Annotated in this window: 14 protein-coding genes and 1 pseudogene; 14 read left to right on the forward strand and 1 reads right to left on the reverse strand. The window is 70.3% G+C overall.

The features are described 5' to 3' along the window. Window positions 1-28 precede the first annotated feature (28 nt). From lepB to ACFU9P_RS16000, 8 genes are all read left to right on the forward strand, one after another. Entirely contained in the window at window positions 29-829 is an 801-nt protein-coding gene (gene lepB, locus ACFU9P_RS15965; RefSeq protein ID WP_384080842.1) for a signal peptidase I, read from the forward strand. Further along, window positions 819-1,349 carry an NUDIX hydrolase gene (locus ACFU9P_RS15970; RefSeq protein ID WP_384080845.1) on the forward strand — a complete coding sequence of 177 codons (531 nt, stop codon included), beginning with the start codon at window positions 819-821 and terminating at the stop codon, window positions 1,347-1,349. The genes lepB and ACFU9P_RS15970 overlap by 11 nt, the downstream gene beginning before the upstream one ends. Window positions 1,350-1,404: 55 nt before the next feature. After that, window positions 1,405-1,713: a DUF2469 domain-containing protein gene (locus tag ACFU9P_RS15975; RefSeq protein WP_014675276.1), complete on the forward strand. Its 309-nt coding sequence runs from the start codon at window positions 1,405-1,407 to the stop codon at window positions 1,711-1,713. 167 nt (window positions 1,714-1,880) lie between these two features. After that, the gene (locus tag ACFU9P_RS15980; protein WP_376371303.1) at window positions 1,881-2,303 is read left to right on the forward strand and encodes a YraN family protein; all 423 of its coding nucleotides are present in this window, start codon (window positions 1,881-1,883) and stop codon (window positions 2,301-2,303) included. Then, complete coding sequence (locus ACFU9P_RS15985; protein WP_384080848.1) at window positions 2,303-3,931, forward strand: YifB family Mg chelatase-like AAA ATPase; 1,629 nt, start codon at window positions 2,303-2,305, stop codon at window positions 3,929-3,931. The genes ACFU9P_RS15980 and ACFU9P_RS15985 overlap by 1 nt, the downstream gene beginning before the upstream one ends. Continuing rightward, window positions 3,928-5,094 carry a DNA-processing protein DprA gene (gene dprA, locus ACFU9P_RS15990; RefSeq protein ID WP_384080852.1) on the forward strand — a complete coding sequence of 389 codons (1,167 nt, stop codon included), beginning with the start codon at window positions 3,928-3,930 and terminating at the stop codon, window positions 5,092-5,094. Before ACFU9P_RS15985 ends, dprA begins: the two co-directional genes overlap by 4 nt. Window positions 5,095-5,335: 241 nt before the next feature. After that, a complete protein-coding gene (gene whiG, locus ACFU9P_RS15995; protein WP_217306396.1) occupies window positions 5,336-6,172 on the forward strand; it encodes an RNA polymerase sigma factor WhiG in 837 nt (278 codons plus the stop codon). A gap of 79 nt (window positions 6,173-6,251) precedes the next feature. Further along, a complete protein-coding gene (locus ACFU9P_RS16000) occupies window positions 6,252-6,791 on the forward strand; it encodes a TetR/AcrR family transcriptional regulator (RefSeq protein WP_384081038.1) in 540 nt (179 codons plus the stop codon). Between the two features lie 109 nt (window positions 6,792-6,900). Here the strand turns inward: ACFU9P_RS16000 and ACFU9P_RS16005 are convergent. After that, window positions 6,901-7,410, reverse strand: a pseudogene (locus ACFU9P_RS16005) (peptidoglycan DD-metalloendopeptidase family protein); the annotation flags it as partial. Window positions 7,411-7,783: 373 nt separating this feature from the next. On the opposite strand from ACFU9P_RS16005, the gene rpsB reads away from it, so the two are divergent. The 6 genes from rpsB to rlmN all read left to right on the forward strand — a co-directional run bounded on the left by rpsB (window position 7,784) and on the right by rlmN (window position 13,535). Further along, window positions 7,784-8,680: a 30S ribosomal protein S2 gene (gene rpsB, locus ACFU9P_RS16010; protein ID WP_376371294.1), complete on the forward strand. Its 897-nt coding sequence runs from the start codon at window positions 7,784-7,786 to the stop codon at window positions 8,678-8,680. A gap of 97 nt (window positions 8,681-8,777) precedes the next feature. After that, window positions 8,778-9,614, forward strand: a complete 837-nt coding sequence (gene tsf / locus ACFU9P_RS16015; RefSeq protein ID WP_046499666.1) for a translation elongation factor Ts — start codon at window positions 8,778-8,780, stop codon at window positions 9,612-9,614. Between the two features lie 156 nt (window positions 9,615-9,770). Then, the gene (gene pyrH / locus ACFU9P_RS16020) at window positions 9,771-10,535 is read left to right on the forward strand and encodes a UMP kinase (protein ID WP_376371289.1); all 765 of its coding nucleotides are present in this window, start codon (window positions 9,771-9,773) and stop codon (window positions 10,533-10,535) included. Window positions 10,536-10,662: 127 nt separating this feature from the next. Continuing rightward, on the forward strand, window positions 10,663-11,220 hold the full coding sequence (frr, locus tag ACFU9P_RS16025) for a ribosome recycling factor (protein ID WP_046499668.1): 558 nt from the start codon (window positions 10,663-10,665) through the stop codon (window positions 11,218-11,220). Next, a complete protein-coding gene (locus ACFU9P_RS16030) occupies window positions 11,220-12,305 on the forward strand; it encodes a phosphatidate cytidylyltransferase (protein WP_376371286.1) in 1,086 nt (361 codons plus the stop codon). Before frr ends, ACFU9P_RS16030 begins: the two co-directional genes overlap by 1 nt. A gap of 123 nt (window positions 12,306-12,428) precedes the next feature. Continuing rightward, window positions 12,429-13,535, forward strand: a complete 1,107-nt coding sequence (rlmN, locus tag ACFU9P_RS16035) for a 23S rRNA (adenine(2503)-C(2))-methyltransferase RlmN (RefSeq protein WP_376371284.1) — start codon at window positions 12,429-12,431, stop codon at window positions 13,533-13,535. Window positions 13,536-13,540: the final 5 nt, after the last annotated feature.

Genomic DNA, 13,540 nt, shown 5'->3' on the forward strand with positions numbered 1-13,540 from the left:
GGACCGTCCACATGGGGGGAGCGCTGGGATGAGCGGGACAGTCGGGACCGGGCGCGCGGCGACAGGGCGTACGGATTCGCAAACGGTGAGCGGCGGCCACGGTCGCCTCGGCAATGTGCTGTCGGGGCTGGCCGTGGCCGTCGGCTGTGTGCTCTTCCTCGGCGGGTTCGTCTGGGGAGCCGTGGAGTACCGGCCGTACACCGTGCCCACCAATTCGATGAGCCCGACCGTGAAGGCGGGTGACCGGGTGCTGGGCCAGCGGATATCCGGCGGCGATGTACGGCGCGGGGATGTGGTGGTCTTCACCGACGCCGACTGGGGCGACCTTCCGATGCTGAAGCGCGTCGTCGGTGTCGGCGGCGACACGGTCGCCTGCTGCGACGCGGACGGCAGGCTCACCGTGAACGGCAAGCCCGTGCGCGAACCGTACGTTCAGGGAATGCCCGGCGGGCAGGCGTCCACGACCGAATTCGACGCGAAAGTGCCCGAGGGGCAGCTCTTTCTGCTCGGAGATGAGCGCAGCGGCTCGATGGACTCCCGCATGCATCTCCAGGACCAGGCACAGGGCTCCGTACCGCGCTCGTCGGTGGACGCGCGTGTCGATGCCGTGGTGTGGCCGCTGGGCAGTCTGGTCGGCCGGCCGGAGGCGTTCCAAGGGATGCCGGGCGGGGTGTCCGGGGCAGGGCCGGTGAGGCTGGTGGCGGCGGCGATTCTGGGCGGGGCGCTGCTGATCCTGGGCGGCGCGGCGTACGGACCGGTCGCGCGGTGGCTGTCGGCGCCCCGGAGGGCCCGCGGGGCCCGGGAAGGGGCGTCCGCCGGTGCCCGCTGAGGGAGAGCTGCCCGAACCGGCTGGTGAACCGGCTGAGGGAGGGCTGCGCAAGGTGGCCCGGGTGGTGCTGCTCGACCCCCAGGACCGGATTCTGCTGCTGCACGGATTCGAGCCGGACGATCCCGGCGACGACTGGTGGTTCACGCCCGGCGGCGGTCTGGAGGGGGACGAGACCCGCGAGGAGGCCGCGCTGCGCGAGCTGGCCGAGGAGACGGGTATCACACAGGTGGAGCTGGGGCCCGTGCTCTGGCGCCGGATCTGCTCCTTTCCCTTCGACGGGAGACGCTGGGACCAGGACGAGTGGTACTTCCTGGCACGTACGGCGCAGACCGAGACCTCGGCGGACGGGCTGACGGAGCTGGAGCTGCGCAGCGTCGCGGGGCTGAGGTGGTGGACCTCCGCCGAACTGCTGGCGGCGCGTGAGACGGTGTACCCGACCAGGCTCGCCGAACTGCTGCGTACGCTGCTCGAAGAGGGTCCTCCGGATACGCCGGTGGTCCTCGCCCCCGAAATTGTCTAGGGGTGCGGGGCGTCGGAGCACAATGGGGGGACGTACGGCTGAAGGGGAACATGCCATGAGCGCCGAGGACCTCGAAAAGTACGAGACCGAGATGGAGCTGAAGCTCTACCGGGAGTACCGCGATGTCGTCGGTCTGTTCAAATATGTGATCGAGACCGAGCGTCGTTTCTATCTCACCAATGACTACGAGATGCAGGTGCACTCGGTGCAGGGTGAGGTCTTCTTCGAGGTCACGATGGCGGACGCATGGGTCTGGGACATGTACAGGCCGGCCAGGTTTGTCAAGCAGGTCCGGGTGCTCACGTTCAAGGACGTGAATATCGAGGAGCTGAACAAGAGCGACCTCGAACTGCCCGGCGGCTGAAGGGCTTGAGCCGGGCGGTCGCGCCGGGGCGTCCGGCGTTGCCTCGGGCGGGGCGGTGGGCGGTCACCCGCCAGGGTGGCCGGGTTATCCACAATCGGTGACTTGTCCACCAAGATCCACTCATTGCGGGCGGTCGCGTCACAGTCGGTGCCGGAGGTGGTGCCGAAATGAACGCGACGAATGCGACCAGCGCTACGAACGCGGCGAAAGCGACGAACGCGACGAGGGCTCTGGGGCGGTACGGCGAGGAGCTGGCCGCGCGCAGACTGGCCGAGGCGGGGATGACCGTGCTGGCCCGCAACTGGCGGTGCGGCAGGACGGGCGAGATCGACATCGTGGCCCGGGACAGCGATGCCCGGGGCGGCGCGGTGCTGGTCGTCTGTGAGGTCAAGACCCGCAGGTCCGGATCGTTCGAACATCCGATGGCCGCGGTCACCGAGGAGAAGGCGGACCGGCTCAGACGGCTCGCTGCCTGCTGGCTGGAGCGGTGCGGCGGTCCGCCGCCCGGCGGAGTGCGGATCGATCTGATCGGAGTGGTGCTGCCCCGGCGCGGCCCGGCCGAGATCGAGCACGCGCGGGGGGTGGCCTGATGGGGTTCGCGCGAGCGTGCTCGGTGGCACTGGTGGGTGTCGAGGGCGTGGTGGTCGAGGTCCAGGCGGATCTTGAGCCGGGAGTGGCCGCGTTCACCCTGGTGGGGCTGCCGGACAAGAGCCTGGTGGAGAGCCGCGACCGGGTCAGGGCAGCGGTGGTGAACTCGGGCGCCGAGTGGCCGCAGAAGAAGCTCACGGTCGGACTGAGCCCGGCTTCCGTACCGAAGAGCGGCAGCGGATTCGATCTGGCCGTCGCCGCGGCGGTGCTCGGCGCGGCCGAGCGCATCGATCCCCGGGCCATCGCCGATCTGGTGCTGATCGGGGAGCTGGGTCTGGACGGGCGGGTCAGGCCGGTGCGCGGGGTGCTGCCCGCCGTGCTCGCGGCGGCCGAGGCGGGCTACCGGCAGGTGGTGGTTCCCGAGCAGACCGCGGGCGAGGCGTCCCTGGTGCCGGGGGTGTCGGTCCTCGGGGTACGGAGCCTGCGGCAGCTCATCGCCGTACTGACCGACGAGGCGGTGCCCGACGAGCCCCGGGACACCGTGGCGGGGCGCCCGGACGCGATGCTGGCGGGGCTGATGGTGCCGGGCGCGGGGGTCGGCACCGGGCTGGCGGCCGGTAACGGCGAGGGCGAGGGACACCGGCCCGACCTCGCGGATGTCGCCGGGCAGGGACCGGCCCGTACGGCCCTGGAAGTGGCCGCGGCGGGCGGCCACCATCTGCTTCTTCAGGGCCCGCCGGGCGCGGGCAAGACCATGCTGGCCGAGCGGCTGCCCGGGGTGCTGCCGCCCCTGACCCGGCAGGAGTCGCTGGAGGTCACGGCGGTGCACTCGGTGGCGGGCATCCTGCCGCCCGGCGAGCCGCTCGTCCGTACGCCGCCCTACTGCGCACCGCACCACTCGGCCACCATGCAGTCCCTGGTCGGCGGCGGCAACGGACTGCCGAGACCGGGCGCGGTGTCCCTGGCACACCGTGGCGTGCTCTTTCTGGACGAGGCCCCGGAGTTCTCGGGCCGGGCGCTGGACGCCCTGCGCCAGCCGCTGGAGTCGGGGCATGTGGTGGTGGCGCGCAGCGCGGGGGTGGTGCGGCTCCCCGCCCGTTTCCTGATGATCCTCGCCGCCAACCCCTGCCCCTGCGGCCGGCACACCCTGCACGGCGCCGGGTGCGAATGCCCGCCCTCGGCGATCCGCCGCTATCAGTCGCGGCTGTCCGGGCCACTGCTCGACCGGGTCGATCTGCGGGTCGACGTCCGCCCCGTCCACCGCGAGGACCTGATCGGGCAGGGCGGCAGGGGCGAGCCCACGGCGGCGGTCGCCGAGCGGGTACGGGACGCCAGGGCGCGGTCGGCGGCCCGCCTGGAGGGCACACCCTGGGCCGTCAACAGCGAGGTGCCCGGCCATGAGCTGCGCACCCGCTGGCCGGTCGCTTCCGGCGCGCTCGCCGCGGCCGAACGCGATCTGGAGCGCGGACTGCTCACGGCGCGAGGCCTGGACCGGGTGCTGCGGGTGGCCTGGACGGTCGCGGATCTCGCCGGGCGCGACCGGCCCGAGGCGCGGGATGTCGCGCTCGCGCTGGAGCTGCGCACCGGCATCGCCCGGGGCGCCGTGCCGGTGGCCGGAGGAGTCACATGACGGCCGGTGCCGGCCCGGCGGAGCGGCTGGCGCGGGCCGCGCTCACCCGGGTGCTGGAGCCCGGGGACGAGCACGGCGGGCGGTGGCTGCGGGAGTTCGGTGCCACCGGACTGCTGTCGCTGCTCACCGCGCCCGACGCCGGACGGGGCCGGCTCACCGGTGTCGGTGAGCCGCGGCTCGACGGATACCGCGCCCGGGCCCTGGCGGCCGTACCCGAGCGCGATCTCGCGGCGGTCGCCCGGCTCGGCGGCCGGTTCGTCTGCCCAGGTGACACCGAGTGGCCCAGCCAGCTCGACGACCTCGGCGATGCCAGGCCCATCGGGCTCTGGGTACGGGGCGGCCCGGACCTGCGGATCTGGTCGCTGCGTTCCGTAGCTGTGGTCGGCGCCCGGGCGTGTACCTCGTATGGGGCACATATGGCGGCCAGTATCGGCGCGGGTCTCGCCGAGCGCGGCTGGGTGGTGACCTCCGGCGCCGCGTTCGGGGTGGACGGTGCGGCCCACCGGGGCGCGCTGGCGTCCGGAGGGGCGACCGTGGCCGTGCTGGCCTGCGGGGTCGATGTGGTCTATCCGCGCGGTCACGCCGAGCTGATCGGGCGCATCGTCGAACAGGGCCTGGTCGTCGCCGAACTGGCGCCGGGCGACCACCCCACCCGCAGCAGATTCGTGCTGCGCAACCGGGTGATCGCCGCGCTCACCCGGGGCACCGTCGTGGTGGAGGCGGAATACCGCAGCGGCTCCCTGGTCACCGCCCGCGACGCCCAGCGGCTCGGCCGCTTCACGATGGGCGTGCCGGGCCCCGTCACCAGCGGGCTGTCGGCCGGCGTGCACGAACTGCTGCGCGGTGAGGGAGTGCTGGTCACGGACGCCGCCGAAGTGGCGGAGCTGGTCGGCGACATCGGCGAGCTGGCCCCGCGCCGCCGCGGCCCTGTACTGCCCAGGGACCTGCTCGACCCGCTCAGCGCCCGGGTCCTGGAAGCACTGCCTGCCCGGGGCAGCGCCGCCGGGCCGGACATCGCGCGGGGCGCGGGAACGACTCCGGACGAGGCTCTCGCCAGGCTGTACGAACTCCACTCGCTGGGTTTTGTCGAACGGCGTGGCGACGGATGGCAGTTGGCCGGCCCGGCGACTCCGGCGGCCACCACGCGGCGAGGCGGTTCTTGACCTGGGGCATTCGGGTGAAAAGGTGAGAGCGATGATCCCTTCAACTCCGTCGGTGCCGCCCGACGGGCCGGCGCGAGCGGTGTCGGCCCGGGATCGAAGATGTGCTCGAAGGCGTCCACCGGGACGGGCGCGGCCGCCCGCTCCTCGGGTGGCGCGACGGCTCAGTCACGCTACGCTCACCTGCATTCCGGCCCCAGCAGACGTCCCCCGCACTTCACAGCAGAACGGCTCAAGGCAACGCATGCCCCAGCACACCTCCGGGTCTGACCGCGCGGCAGCGCCCCCGGCTGCCCGGAGCGCCGTACGGCCCCCCGCGCCCTCGTCGCTCGAAGAGCTGTGGCGGTCGTACAAGACCACGGGCGACGAGCGGCTGCGTGAGCAGTTGATCTTGCACTACTCACCGCTGGTGAAGTATGTCGCGGGCCGGGTCAGTGTGGGACTGCCGTCCAATGTCGAGCAGGCCGACTTCGTCTCCTCCGGGGTCTTCGGGCTGATCGACGCGATCGAGAAGTTCGACATCGAGCGCTCCATCAAGTTCGAGACCTACGCGATCACCCGGATCCGTGGCGCGATGATCGACGAACTCAGGGCCCTGGACTGGATCCCGCGCTCCGTACGGCAGAAGGCCAGAGCCGTCGAGCGTGCCTACGCCACGTTGGAGGCGCAGCTCAGACGCACGCCCTCGGAGGGCGAGGTGGCCGCGGAGATGGGGATCGCGCTGGAGGAACTCCACGCCGTATTCAGCCAGTTGTCCCTGGCCAATGTGGTGGCGCTGGAGGAACTGCTCCATGTCGGCGGCGAGGGCGGCGACCGGCTCAGCCTGATGGACACCCTGGAGGACACCGCCGCCGACGATCCGGTGGAGGTCGCCGAGGACCGCGAGCTGAGACGGCTGCTGGCCCGTGCGATCAATACGCTCCCCGACCGCGAGAAGACCGTGGTCACGCTCTACTACTACGAGGGCCTCACCCTCGCCGAGATCGGCCATGTCCTCGGTGTGACCGAGAGCAGGGTCAGCCAGATCCATACGAAGTCGGTGCTCCAACTGCGGGCCAAGCTGGCCGACGTGGGACGCTGACGCTTTACCACGGCCGCCCCATCCGTAAAGTGGAGGCGTGCCCAGGATTCGAGCGGCCTCCGTGGCCGAGCACCGGACCATGCAGCGTGGCGCCCTCCTGGACGCCGCACGCTTCCTCCTGTCCGAAGGCGGCACGGAAGCGCTGACCTTCCCCGCTCTCGCCGAGCGCACAGGCCTCGCCAGGTCCTCCGTCTACGAATACTTCCGCTCCCGCGCCGCCGTTGTCGAAGAGCTGTGCGCCGTGGACTTCCCCCTCTGGGCGGCCGAGGTCGAGGCGGCCATGGCCGGCGCGGACACCCCCGAGGCCAAGGTCGAGGCGTATGTACGGCAGCAGCTCGCGCTGGTCGGCGACCGGCGCCACCGCGCCGTGGTCGCCATCTCCGCGAGCGAACTCGACGCGGGGGCCCGCGAGAAGATCCGCGCCGCGCACGGCGGTCTGATCGCCATGATCGTGGAGGCCCTCGCCGAACTGGGCCATCAGCAGCCCCGGCTCGCCGCGATGCTGCTCCAGGGCGTTGTGGACGCGGCGGTCCGCCGTATCGAACTGGGCGCGGCCGAGATCCCGGAGGAGATCGCCGAGGCCGCCGTCTCCATGGCCCTGCGCGGCGTACGGGGCTGAGCCCCCGGCACCGCCCCGCGCGGTGCGCCCGGACCGCCGACGCCAGCAGGACGATCGCGTGCACCGCACTGCTCGCCGTCGACGCGACGGCAGCCATCGACCGAGGCAAGGCGGCCGACGGCGGTTCGGGGACACCGACGACCGGGAGCAACCGGGACGGGCCCCGGCGCAGCAGCTCCGGCGGCAGCAGGGACAGCGGGTCCAGATAGACCGTGCCCCTCAGCAGCCCCCAGTGCAGACAGCCCGCGGCACAGTGCGACGGACCGCTGTCCAGCCGGGCCACCACCTGCCCCGGGGCCACCGCATCCCCTTTGGAGACCAGCGGCTCCACCGGCTCGTAGGTGATCCGCAGAGGCGGCGCACCCGTACCGGACAGAGCGATCGCCAGCACCCGGCGGCCCGCGACCCGGCCCGCGAACGACACCCGGCCCCCGGCAGCGGCCCGTACCACCGAGCCCGGCGCGGCGGCCAGATCGACCCCGCGGTGCCCCCGGCCGTACGCCGACTCCGGCGGCTCCCAGCCGCGCAGGACCGCCGGCCTCGATCCCACCGGCCACACCCGGCCGCCACCTCCACCGCCCCCATCGGCAGCGGAGGCGGCGGCAGCGGCGGCAGCGGAGTCAGGGAAAACGAGGGACGAGAAGAGGGACAAGAAGAACGAAACGAGGAACGAGAGAGCGAGGACAGGACGCACATCGACACGGACAGTGATCATGTCCCCACCGTGCCGCACCCGGCACAACCGTGCTGATCATGCCCCGGATCTGTGGACCACCGACCGGTTGTGGATATCGCCGTCACCCGGGGGTGCGACGGTCCCGTACACTTCTTGTGGCGATCCGGGTCACCGGGTCGACTTCGCACGCCCCGCCATCGGCCCCCTTCGCGCCGATGTCAGCGCTTCTCGGTCCTCCGTGGCACAGCGCACCGGGGCGTCAGGTGCGGCCGCCGTCCGGCGGACGCGACAACCGAGTATCTCAAGGAGTACGGCCATGGCCGTCGTCACGATGCGGGAGCTGCTGGAGAGCGGCGTCCACTTCGGTCACCAGACCCGCCGCTGGAACCCGAAGATGAAGCGCTTCATTTTCACCGAGCGCAACGGCATCTACATCATCGACCTGCTCCAGTCGCTGTCGTACATCGACCGCGCCTACGAGTTCGTCAAGGAGACCGTCGCGCACGGCGGCTCCATCATGTTCGTCGGTACGAAGAAGCAGGCCCAGGAGGCCATCGCCGAGCAGGCGACGCGCGTCGGCATGCCCTATGTCAACCAGCGCTGGCTGGGCGGCATGCTCACCAACTTCTCCACCGTCTACAAGCGCCTCCAGCGCCTGAAGGAGCTTGAGCAGATCGACTTCGAGGATGTGGCCGCCTCCGGCCTCACCAAGAAGGAGCTGCTGGTCCTCTCCCGCGAGAAGGCCAAGCTGGAGAAGACCCTCGGCGGTATCCGCGAGATGCAGAAGGTGCCCAGCGCCGTCTGGATCGTCGACACCAAGAAGGAGCACATCGCCGTCGGTGAGGCGCGCAAGCTCCACATCCCGGTCGTCGCGATCCTCGACACCAACTGCGACCCCGACGAGGTCGACTACAAGATCCCGGGCAACGACGACGCGATCCGTTCCGTCACCCTGCTCACCCGTGTGATCGCCGACGCCGTCGCCGAGGGCCTCATCGCCCGTTCCGGTGTCGCCACCGGTGACTCCAAGCCGGGCGAGAAGGCCGCGGGCGAGCCCCTCGCCGAGTGGGAGCGCGACCTGCTCGAAGGCGAGAAGAAGGCCGATGACGCGGCCGCCACGGCTGCCAAGCCCGAGGCCGACGTCCAGACCTCCGCCGAGACGGAGAAGGCCGCCGACGCGGACGCCGCGGCCGCGGACACCGAGCAGGCCTGACCCCTTACCGGTTCCGGCAGTCGACGGCGGGGGCCGCACCACGGCCCCCGCCGTTCACCCGTAGATCTTTCAGACCTTCGAGAGAGAATTACAGATCATGGCGAATTACACCGCCGCCGACGTCAAGAAGCTCCGTGAGCTCACCGGCGCCGGCATGATGGACTGCAAGAAGGCACTGGACGAGGCCGACGGCAACGTCGACAGCGCCGTCGAGTTCCTCCGAGTCAAGGGCCAGAAGGGCGTCGCCAAGCGCGAGGGCCGTTCTGCCGAGAACGGCGCGGTCGTCTCCCTCATCTCCGAGGACAAGACCTCCGGCGTTCTGCTTGAGCTGAAGTGCGAGACGGACTTCGTCGCCAAGGGCGACAAGTTCCAGAACGTGGCCAACGCCCTCGCCGCGCATGTCGCCGCGACCTCCCCGGCCGACCTGGAGGCGCTCCTCGCCTCCGAGATCGAGGCCGGCAAGACCGTTCAGGCGTATGTGGACGAGGCGAACGCCAACCTGGGCGAGAAGATCGTCCTGGACCGCTTCGCGCAGTTCACCGGCGGTTATGTCGCCGCCTACATGCACCGCACCATGCCCGACCTCCCGCCGCAGGTCGGCGTGCTGGTCGAGCTGGACAAGGAAGACGCCCAGGTCGCCAAGGACGTCGCGCAGCACATCGCCGCCTTCGCCCCGAAGTACCTGAACCGCGACGAGGTCCCGGCCGAGACGGTCGAGAACGAGCGCCGTGTCGCCGAGGCGACCTCGCGCGAGGAGGGCAAGCCCGAGGCCGCCCTCCCCAAGATCGTCGAGGGCCGCGTCAACGGCTTCTTCAAGGAGGTCGTGGTCCTGGAGCAGGCGTTCGCGAAGGACAACAAGAAGTCCGTCCAGAAGGTCCTGGACGAGGCCGGTGTCAGCCTGAAGCGCTTCGCGCGCATCAAGGTCGGCATCTGAGTCTGTACGCGATCAACCGAAGACCCCGATAGGGTCTGACGCAGTCGTCCGCGTACGCGCCGGGCGACCGCAGATCTGACGAGGAGGCCATTGCCGCACTGGGAACCGCGAGGACCCTGGCAATGGCCTTCTTCGTATGTGCACGAGGAGATCTCCATGGAACAGGCCGACAAAGCCGACAAGAGCGACGACGGCAAGAAGCACGGCCGCTTCATGCTGAAGCTGTCCGGCGAGGCGTTCGCCGGCCGGGGAGCGCTCGGCGTCGACCCCGACGTCGTACACGCCATCGCCCGCGAGATCGCCGCCGTCGTGCGGGACGGCGCCCAGATCGCGGTCGTCATCGGCGGCGGCAACTTCTTCCGGGGCGCCGAACTCCAGCAGCGCGGCATGGACCGGGCACGCTCCGACTACATGGGCATGCTCGGTACGGTCATGAACTGCCTGGCCCTCCAGGATTTCCTGGAGAAGGAAGGCATCGGCTCCCGCGTCCAGACCGCCATCACCATGGGCCAGGTTGCGGAGCCGTACATCCCGCTGCGCGCCGTACGGCACATGGAGAAGGGCCGCGTGGTCATCTTCGGCGCCGGTATGGGCATGCCGTACTTCTCCACCGACACCACCGCCGCCCAGCGCGCCCTGGAGATCGACGCCCAGGCGCTGCTGATGGGTAAGAACGGGGTGGACGGGGTGTACGACTCGGACCCCAAGACCAACCCCGACGCGGTCAAGTTCGACGCGCTGGAGTACAGCGAGGTGATCGCGGGCGATCTGCGTGTCGCCGACATGACGGCGATCACGCTGTGCCAGGACAACAAGCTGCCGATTCTTGTCTTCGAATTGCTGAAGGAAGGCAATATCGCGCGTGCGGTCAGGGGTGAGAAGATCGGCACGCTCGTGAGCGACCAGGGCACCCGGACCTGATCCGGGGCCGCCCCGTACGGGATGGACAGAGCCCTGCCGGTCGGACACCGTGCAGGAGTAGACGCGACGCAGGTTCCGACGGCCCGCTGAGCACGCCGGGCCCACTCAAGACACGCAGGAGCAAGTGGTGATCGAAGAGACCCTCCTCGAGGCCGAGGAGAAGATGGAGAAGGCCGTCCTGGTCGCCAAAGACGACTTCGCCGCGATCCGCACAGGACGGGCGCATCCAGCGATGTTCAACAAGATCGTGGCGGACTACTACGGTGCTCTGACCCCGATCAACCAGCTCGCCTCGTTCGCCGTGCCCGAGGCGCGGATGGCCGTGGTGACCCCGTTCGACAAGAGCGCCCTGCGCAATATCGAGCAGGCGATCCGCGACTCCGACCTCGGCGTCAACCCGAGCAATGACGGCAATATCATCCGGGTGGTGTTCCCCGAGCTGACCCAGGACCGCCGTAAGGAGTTCATCAAGGTCGCCAAGACCAAGGCCGAGGACTCGAAGATCTCGATCCGGGCGGTACGCCGCAAGGCCAAGGAGACCATCGACAAGCTGGTCAAGGACGGCGAGGTCGGCGAGGACGAGGGACGCCGCGCGGAGAAGGAGCTCGACGACACGACCGCGAAGTATGTCGCGCAGGTCGACGAGCTGCTCAAGCACAAGGAAGCCGAGCTGCTCGAGGTCTGATGAACGACTCTTCCCGGGGGGCCCCGTCAGCGGCCGGTTACTCCGGTTACACCGATTACTGGGGACCGGCCGACCACGGGGCCGCCCCGGCGGGTCCCGCGTACGACGCGCTGGACACACAGCAGACTCGGCCCATGCCCATCGTGCCCGACGGACCCGCCGGCGGCGGGGACCAGGATGACGACCGGAGGGCCGCTCGGCCGGGCGGCCCCCTGTTCCGTGACGAGACTCCACAGGAGCCCATGGGAGCGCCTCCGCCACCACCTCAGAAGAAGCGGGCAGGCCGTGATCTGCGCGCGGCCATAGGCGTGGGTCTCGGTCTCGGCGTGGTCGTCGCGGCGTCGCTCTTCATCGTCAAGGCCGTGTTCGTCGGAGTCGTCGCGGTCGCGGTGGTCATCGGGCTGTGGGAGCTGACCTCGCGGCTGGACGAGAAGAAGGGCATCAAGGCCCCGCTGGTCCCGCTGGCCGTCGGCGGCGCCGCGATGATCGTCGCCGGATATGTGCGCGGCGCCGAGGGAGCCTGGGTCGCGATGGCCCTGACGGCGCTCGCGGTGCTGGTCTGGCGGATGACCGCGCCGCCCGAGGGCTATCTGAAGGATGTCACCGCAGGGGTTTTCGCCGCCTTCTACGTACCGTTCCTGGCCACCTTCGTGGCGATGATGCTCAGGGCGGACGACGGGCCGTGGCGGGTGCTGATGTTCATGCTGCTGACAGTCGTCAGCGACACGGGCGCGTACGCGGTCGGCTGGCGCTTCGGTACGCACAAGCTCGCGCCGCGCATCAGCCCCGGCAAGACCAGGGAGGGGCTGGCGGGAGCCGTCGTCTTCGCCATGGTGGCCGGCGCGCTCTGCATGCAGTTCCTGATCCACGACGGAATCTGGTGGCAGGGGCTGCTGCTCGGACTGGCCGTCGCGGCCAGCGCGACGCTCGGCGATCTCGGCGAGTCCATGATCAAGCGGGATCTCGGTATCAAGGACATGGGCACGCTGCTGCCCGGGCACGGCGGCATCATGGACCGCCTCGACTCCCTGCTGCCCACGGCGCCGGTGGTCTGGCTGCTGCTGGTGATCTTCGTAGGCTCCTGATGTCTCGCAGGTTCCTGCCGAGCCAGGCCCGGTCAAGGGCCTGACCTGCGGCGATACCGTACGGGGGCCCGTTGTCCACAGGACAGCGGGCCCCTGCCGCATGTCTGCGACACTGGTTCCACCATGCCTGTACCTGGAGAACTGACATTTGTCGCGCCCCGCGGAGCCAAGAAGCCGCCGCGACACCTCGCCGACCTCACCCCCGCCGAGCGCCGCGAGGCCGTCGCCGCGATCGGCGAGAAGGCGTTCCGTGCCAACCAGCTTTCGCAGCACTACTTCGCGCGGTACGCACACGATCCGCAGCAGTGGACCGACATCCCGGCCGCCGCGCGCCAGAAGCTCGCCGCGGAGCTGGTGCCCGAGCTGATGTCGGTGGTGCGGCACATCTCGTGCGACGACGACACCACCCGTAAGACGCTGTGGCGGCTGCACGACGGCACCCTGGTCGAGTCGGTGCTGATGCGCTATCCGGACCGGGTCACGATGTGCATCTCGTCGCAGGCCGGCTGCGGGATGAACTGTCCCTTCTGCGCCACCGGACAGGCCGGGCTCGACCGCAATCTGTCCACCGCGGAGATCGTGCACCAGATCGTCGACGGGATGCGCGCGCTGCGCGACGGCGAGGTGCCCGGCGGCCCCTCCCGGCTGTCGAACATCGTCTTCATGGGCATGGGCGAGCCGCTCGCCAACTACAACCGGGTGGTCGGCGCGATACGCCGGCTGACCGACCCCGAGCCAGACGGTCTGGGTCTGTCCCAGCGCGGGATCACGGTCTCGACGGTCGGTCTGGTGCCCGCGATGCTGCGTTTCGCCGACGAGGGGTTCAAGTGCCGCCTCGCGGTCTCCCTGCACGCGCCTGACGACGAGCTGCGCGACACCCTCGTCCCGGTCAACACCCGCTGGAAGGTACGGGAAGTGCTGGACGCGGCCTGGGAGTACGCGGAGAAGTCCGGCCGCCGGGTCTCCATCGAGTACGCCCTCATCCGCGACATCAACGACCAGGCGTGGCGCGGCGACCGGCTGGGCCGGCTGCTCAAGGGCAAGCGGGTGCACGTCAATCTGATCCCGCTCAATCCGACCCCGGGATCGAAGTGGACGGCGTCACGCCCCGAGGACGAGAAGGCGTTCGTCGAGGCGATCGCGGCCCATGGCGTGCCGGTGACGGTACGGGACACCAGGGGCCAGGAGATCGACGGGGCGTGCGGGCAGTTGGCCGCCTCGGAGCGCTAGGAGGC

The sequence above is a fragment of the Streptomyces sp. NPDC057617 genome, assembly GCF_042800555.1.
Taxonomy (GTDB): Bacteria; Actinomycetota; Actinomycetes; order Streptomycetales; family Streptomycetaceae; genus Streptomyces.

Bases quoted from the DNA above. Each gene is read 5' to 3' on its own strand.
- rlmN (WP_376371284.1), top strand. From the start codon at position 12,429: ATGCCTGTACCTGGAGAACTGACATTTGTCGCGCCCCGCGGAGCCAAG.
- ACFU9P_RS16030 (WP_376371286.1), top strand. From the start codon at position 11,220: ATGAACGACTCTTCCCGGGGGGCCCCGTCAGCGGCCGGTTACTCCGGT.
- rpsB (WP_376371294.1), top strand. From the start codon at position 7,784: ATGGCCGTCGTCACGATGCGGGAGCTGCTGGAGAGCGGCGTCCACTTC.
- ACFU9P_RS15975 (WP_014675276.1), top strand. From the start codon at position 1,405: ATGAGCGCCGAGGACCTCGAAAAGTACGAGACCGAGATGGAGCTGAAG.
- ACFU9P_RS15980 (WP_376371303.1), top strand. From the start codon at position 1,881: ATGAACGCGACGAATGCGACCAGCGCTACGAACGCGGCGAAAGCGACG.
- lepB (WP_384080842.1), top strand. From the start codon at position 29: ATGAGCGGGACAGTCGGGACCGGGCGCGCGGCGACAGGGCGTACGGAT.
- ACFU9P_RS16000 (WP_384081038.1), top strand. From the start codon at position 6,252: ATGCAGCGTGGCGCCCTCCTGGACGCCGCACGCTTCCTCCTGTCCGAA.
- ACFU9P_RS15985 (WP_384080848.1), top strand. From the start codon at position 2,303: ATGGGGTTCGCGCGAGCGTGCTCGGTGGCACTGGTGGGTGTCGAGGGC.
- dprA (WP_384080852.1), top strand. From the start codon at position 3,928: ATGACGGCCGGTGCCGGCCCGGCGGAGCGGCTGGCGCGGGCCGCGCTC.
- whiG (WP_217306396.1), top strand. From the start codon at position 5,336: ATGCCCCAGCACACCTCCGGGTCTGACCGCGCGGCAGCGCCCCCGGCT.
- pyrH (WP_376371289.1), top strand. From the start codon at position 9,771: ATGGAACAGGCCGACAAAGCCGACAAGAGCGACGACGGCAAGAAGCAC.
- tsf (WP_046499666.1), top strand. From the start codon at position 8,778: ATGGCGAATTACACCGCCGCCGACGTCAAGAAGCTCCGTGAGCTCACC.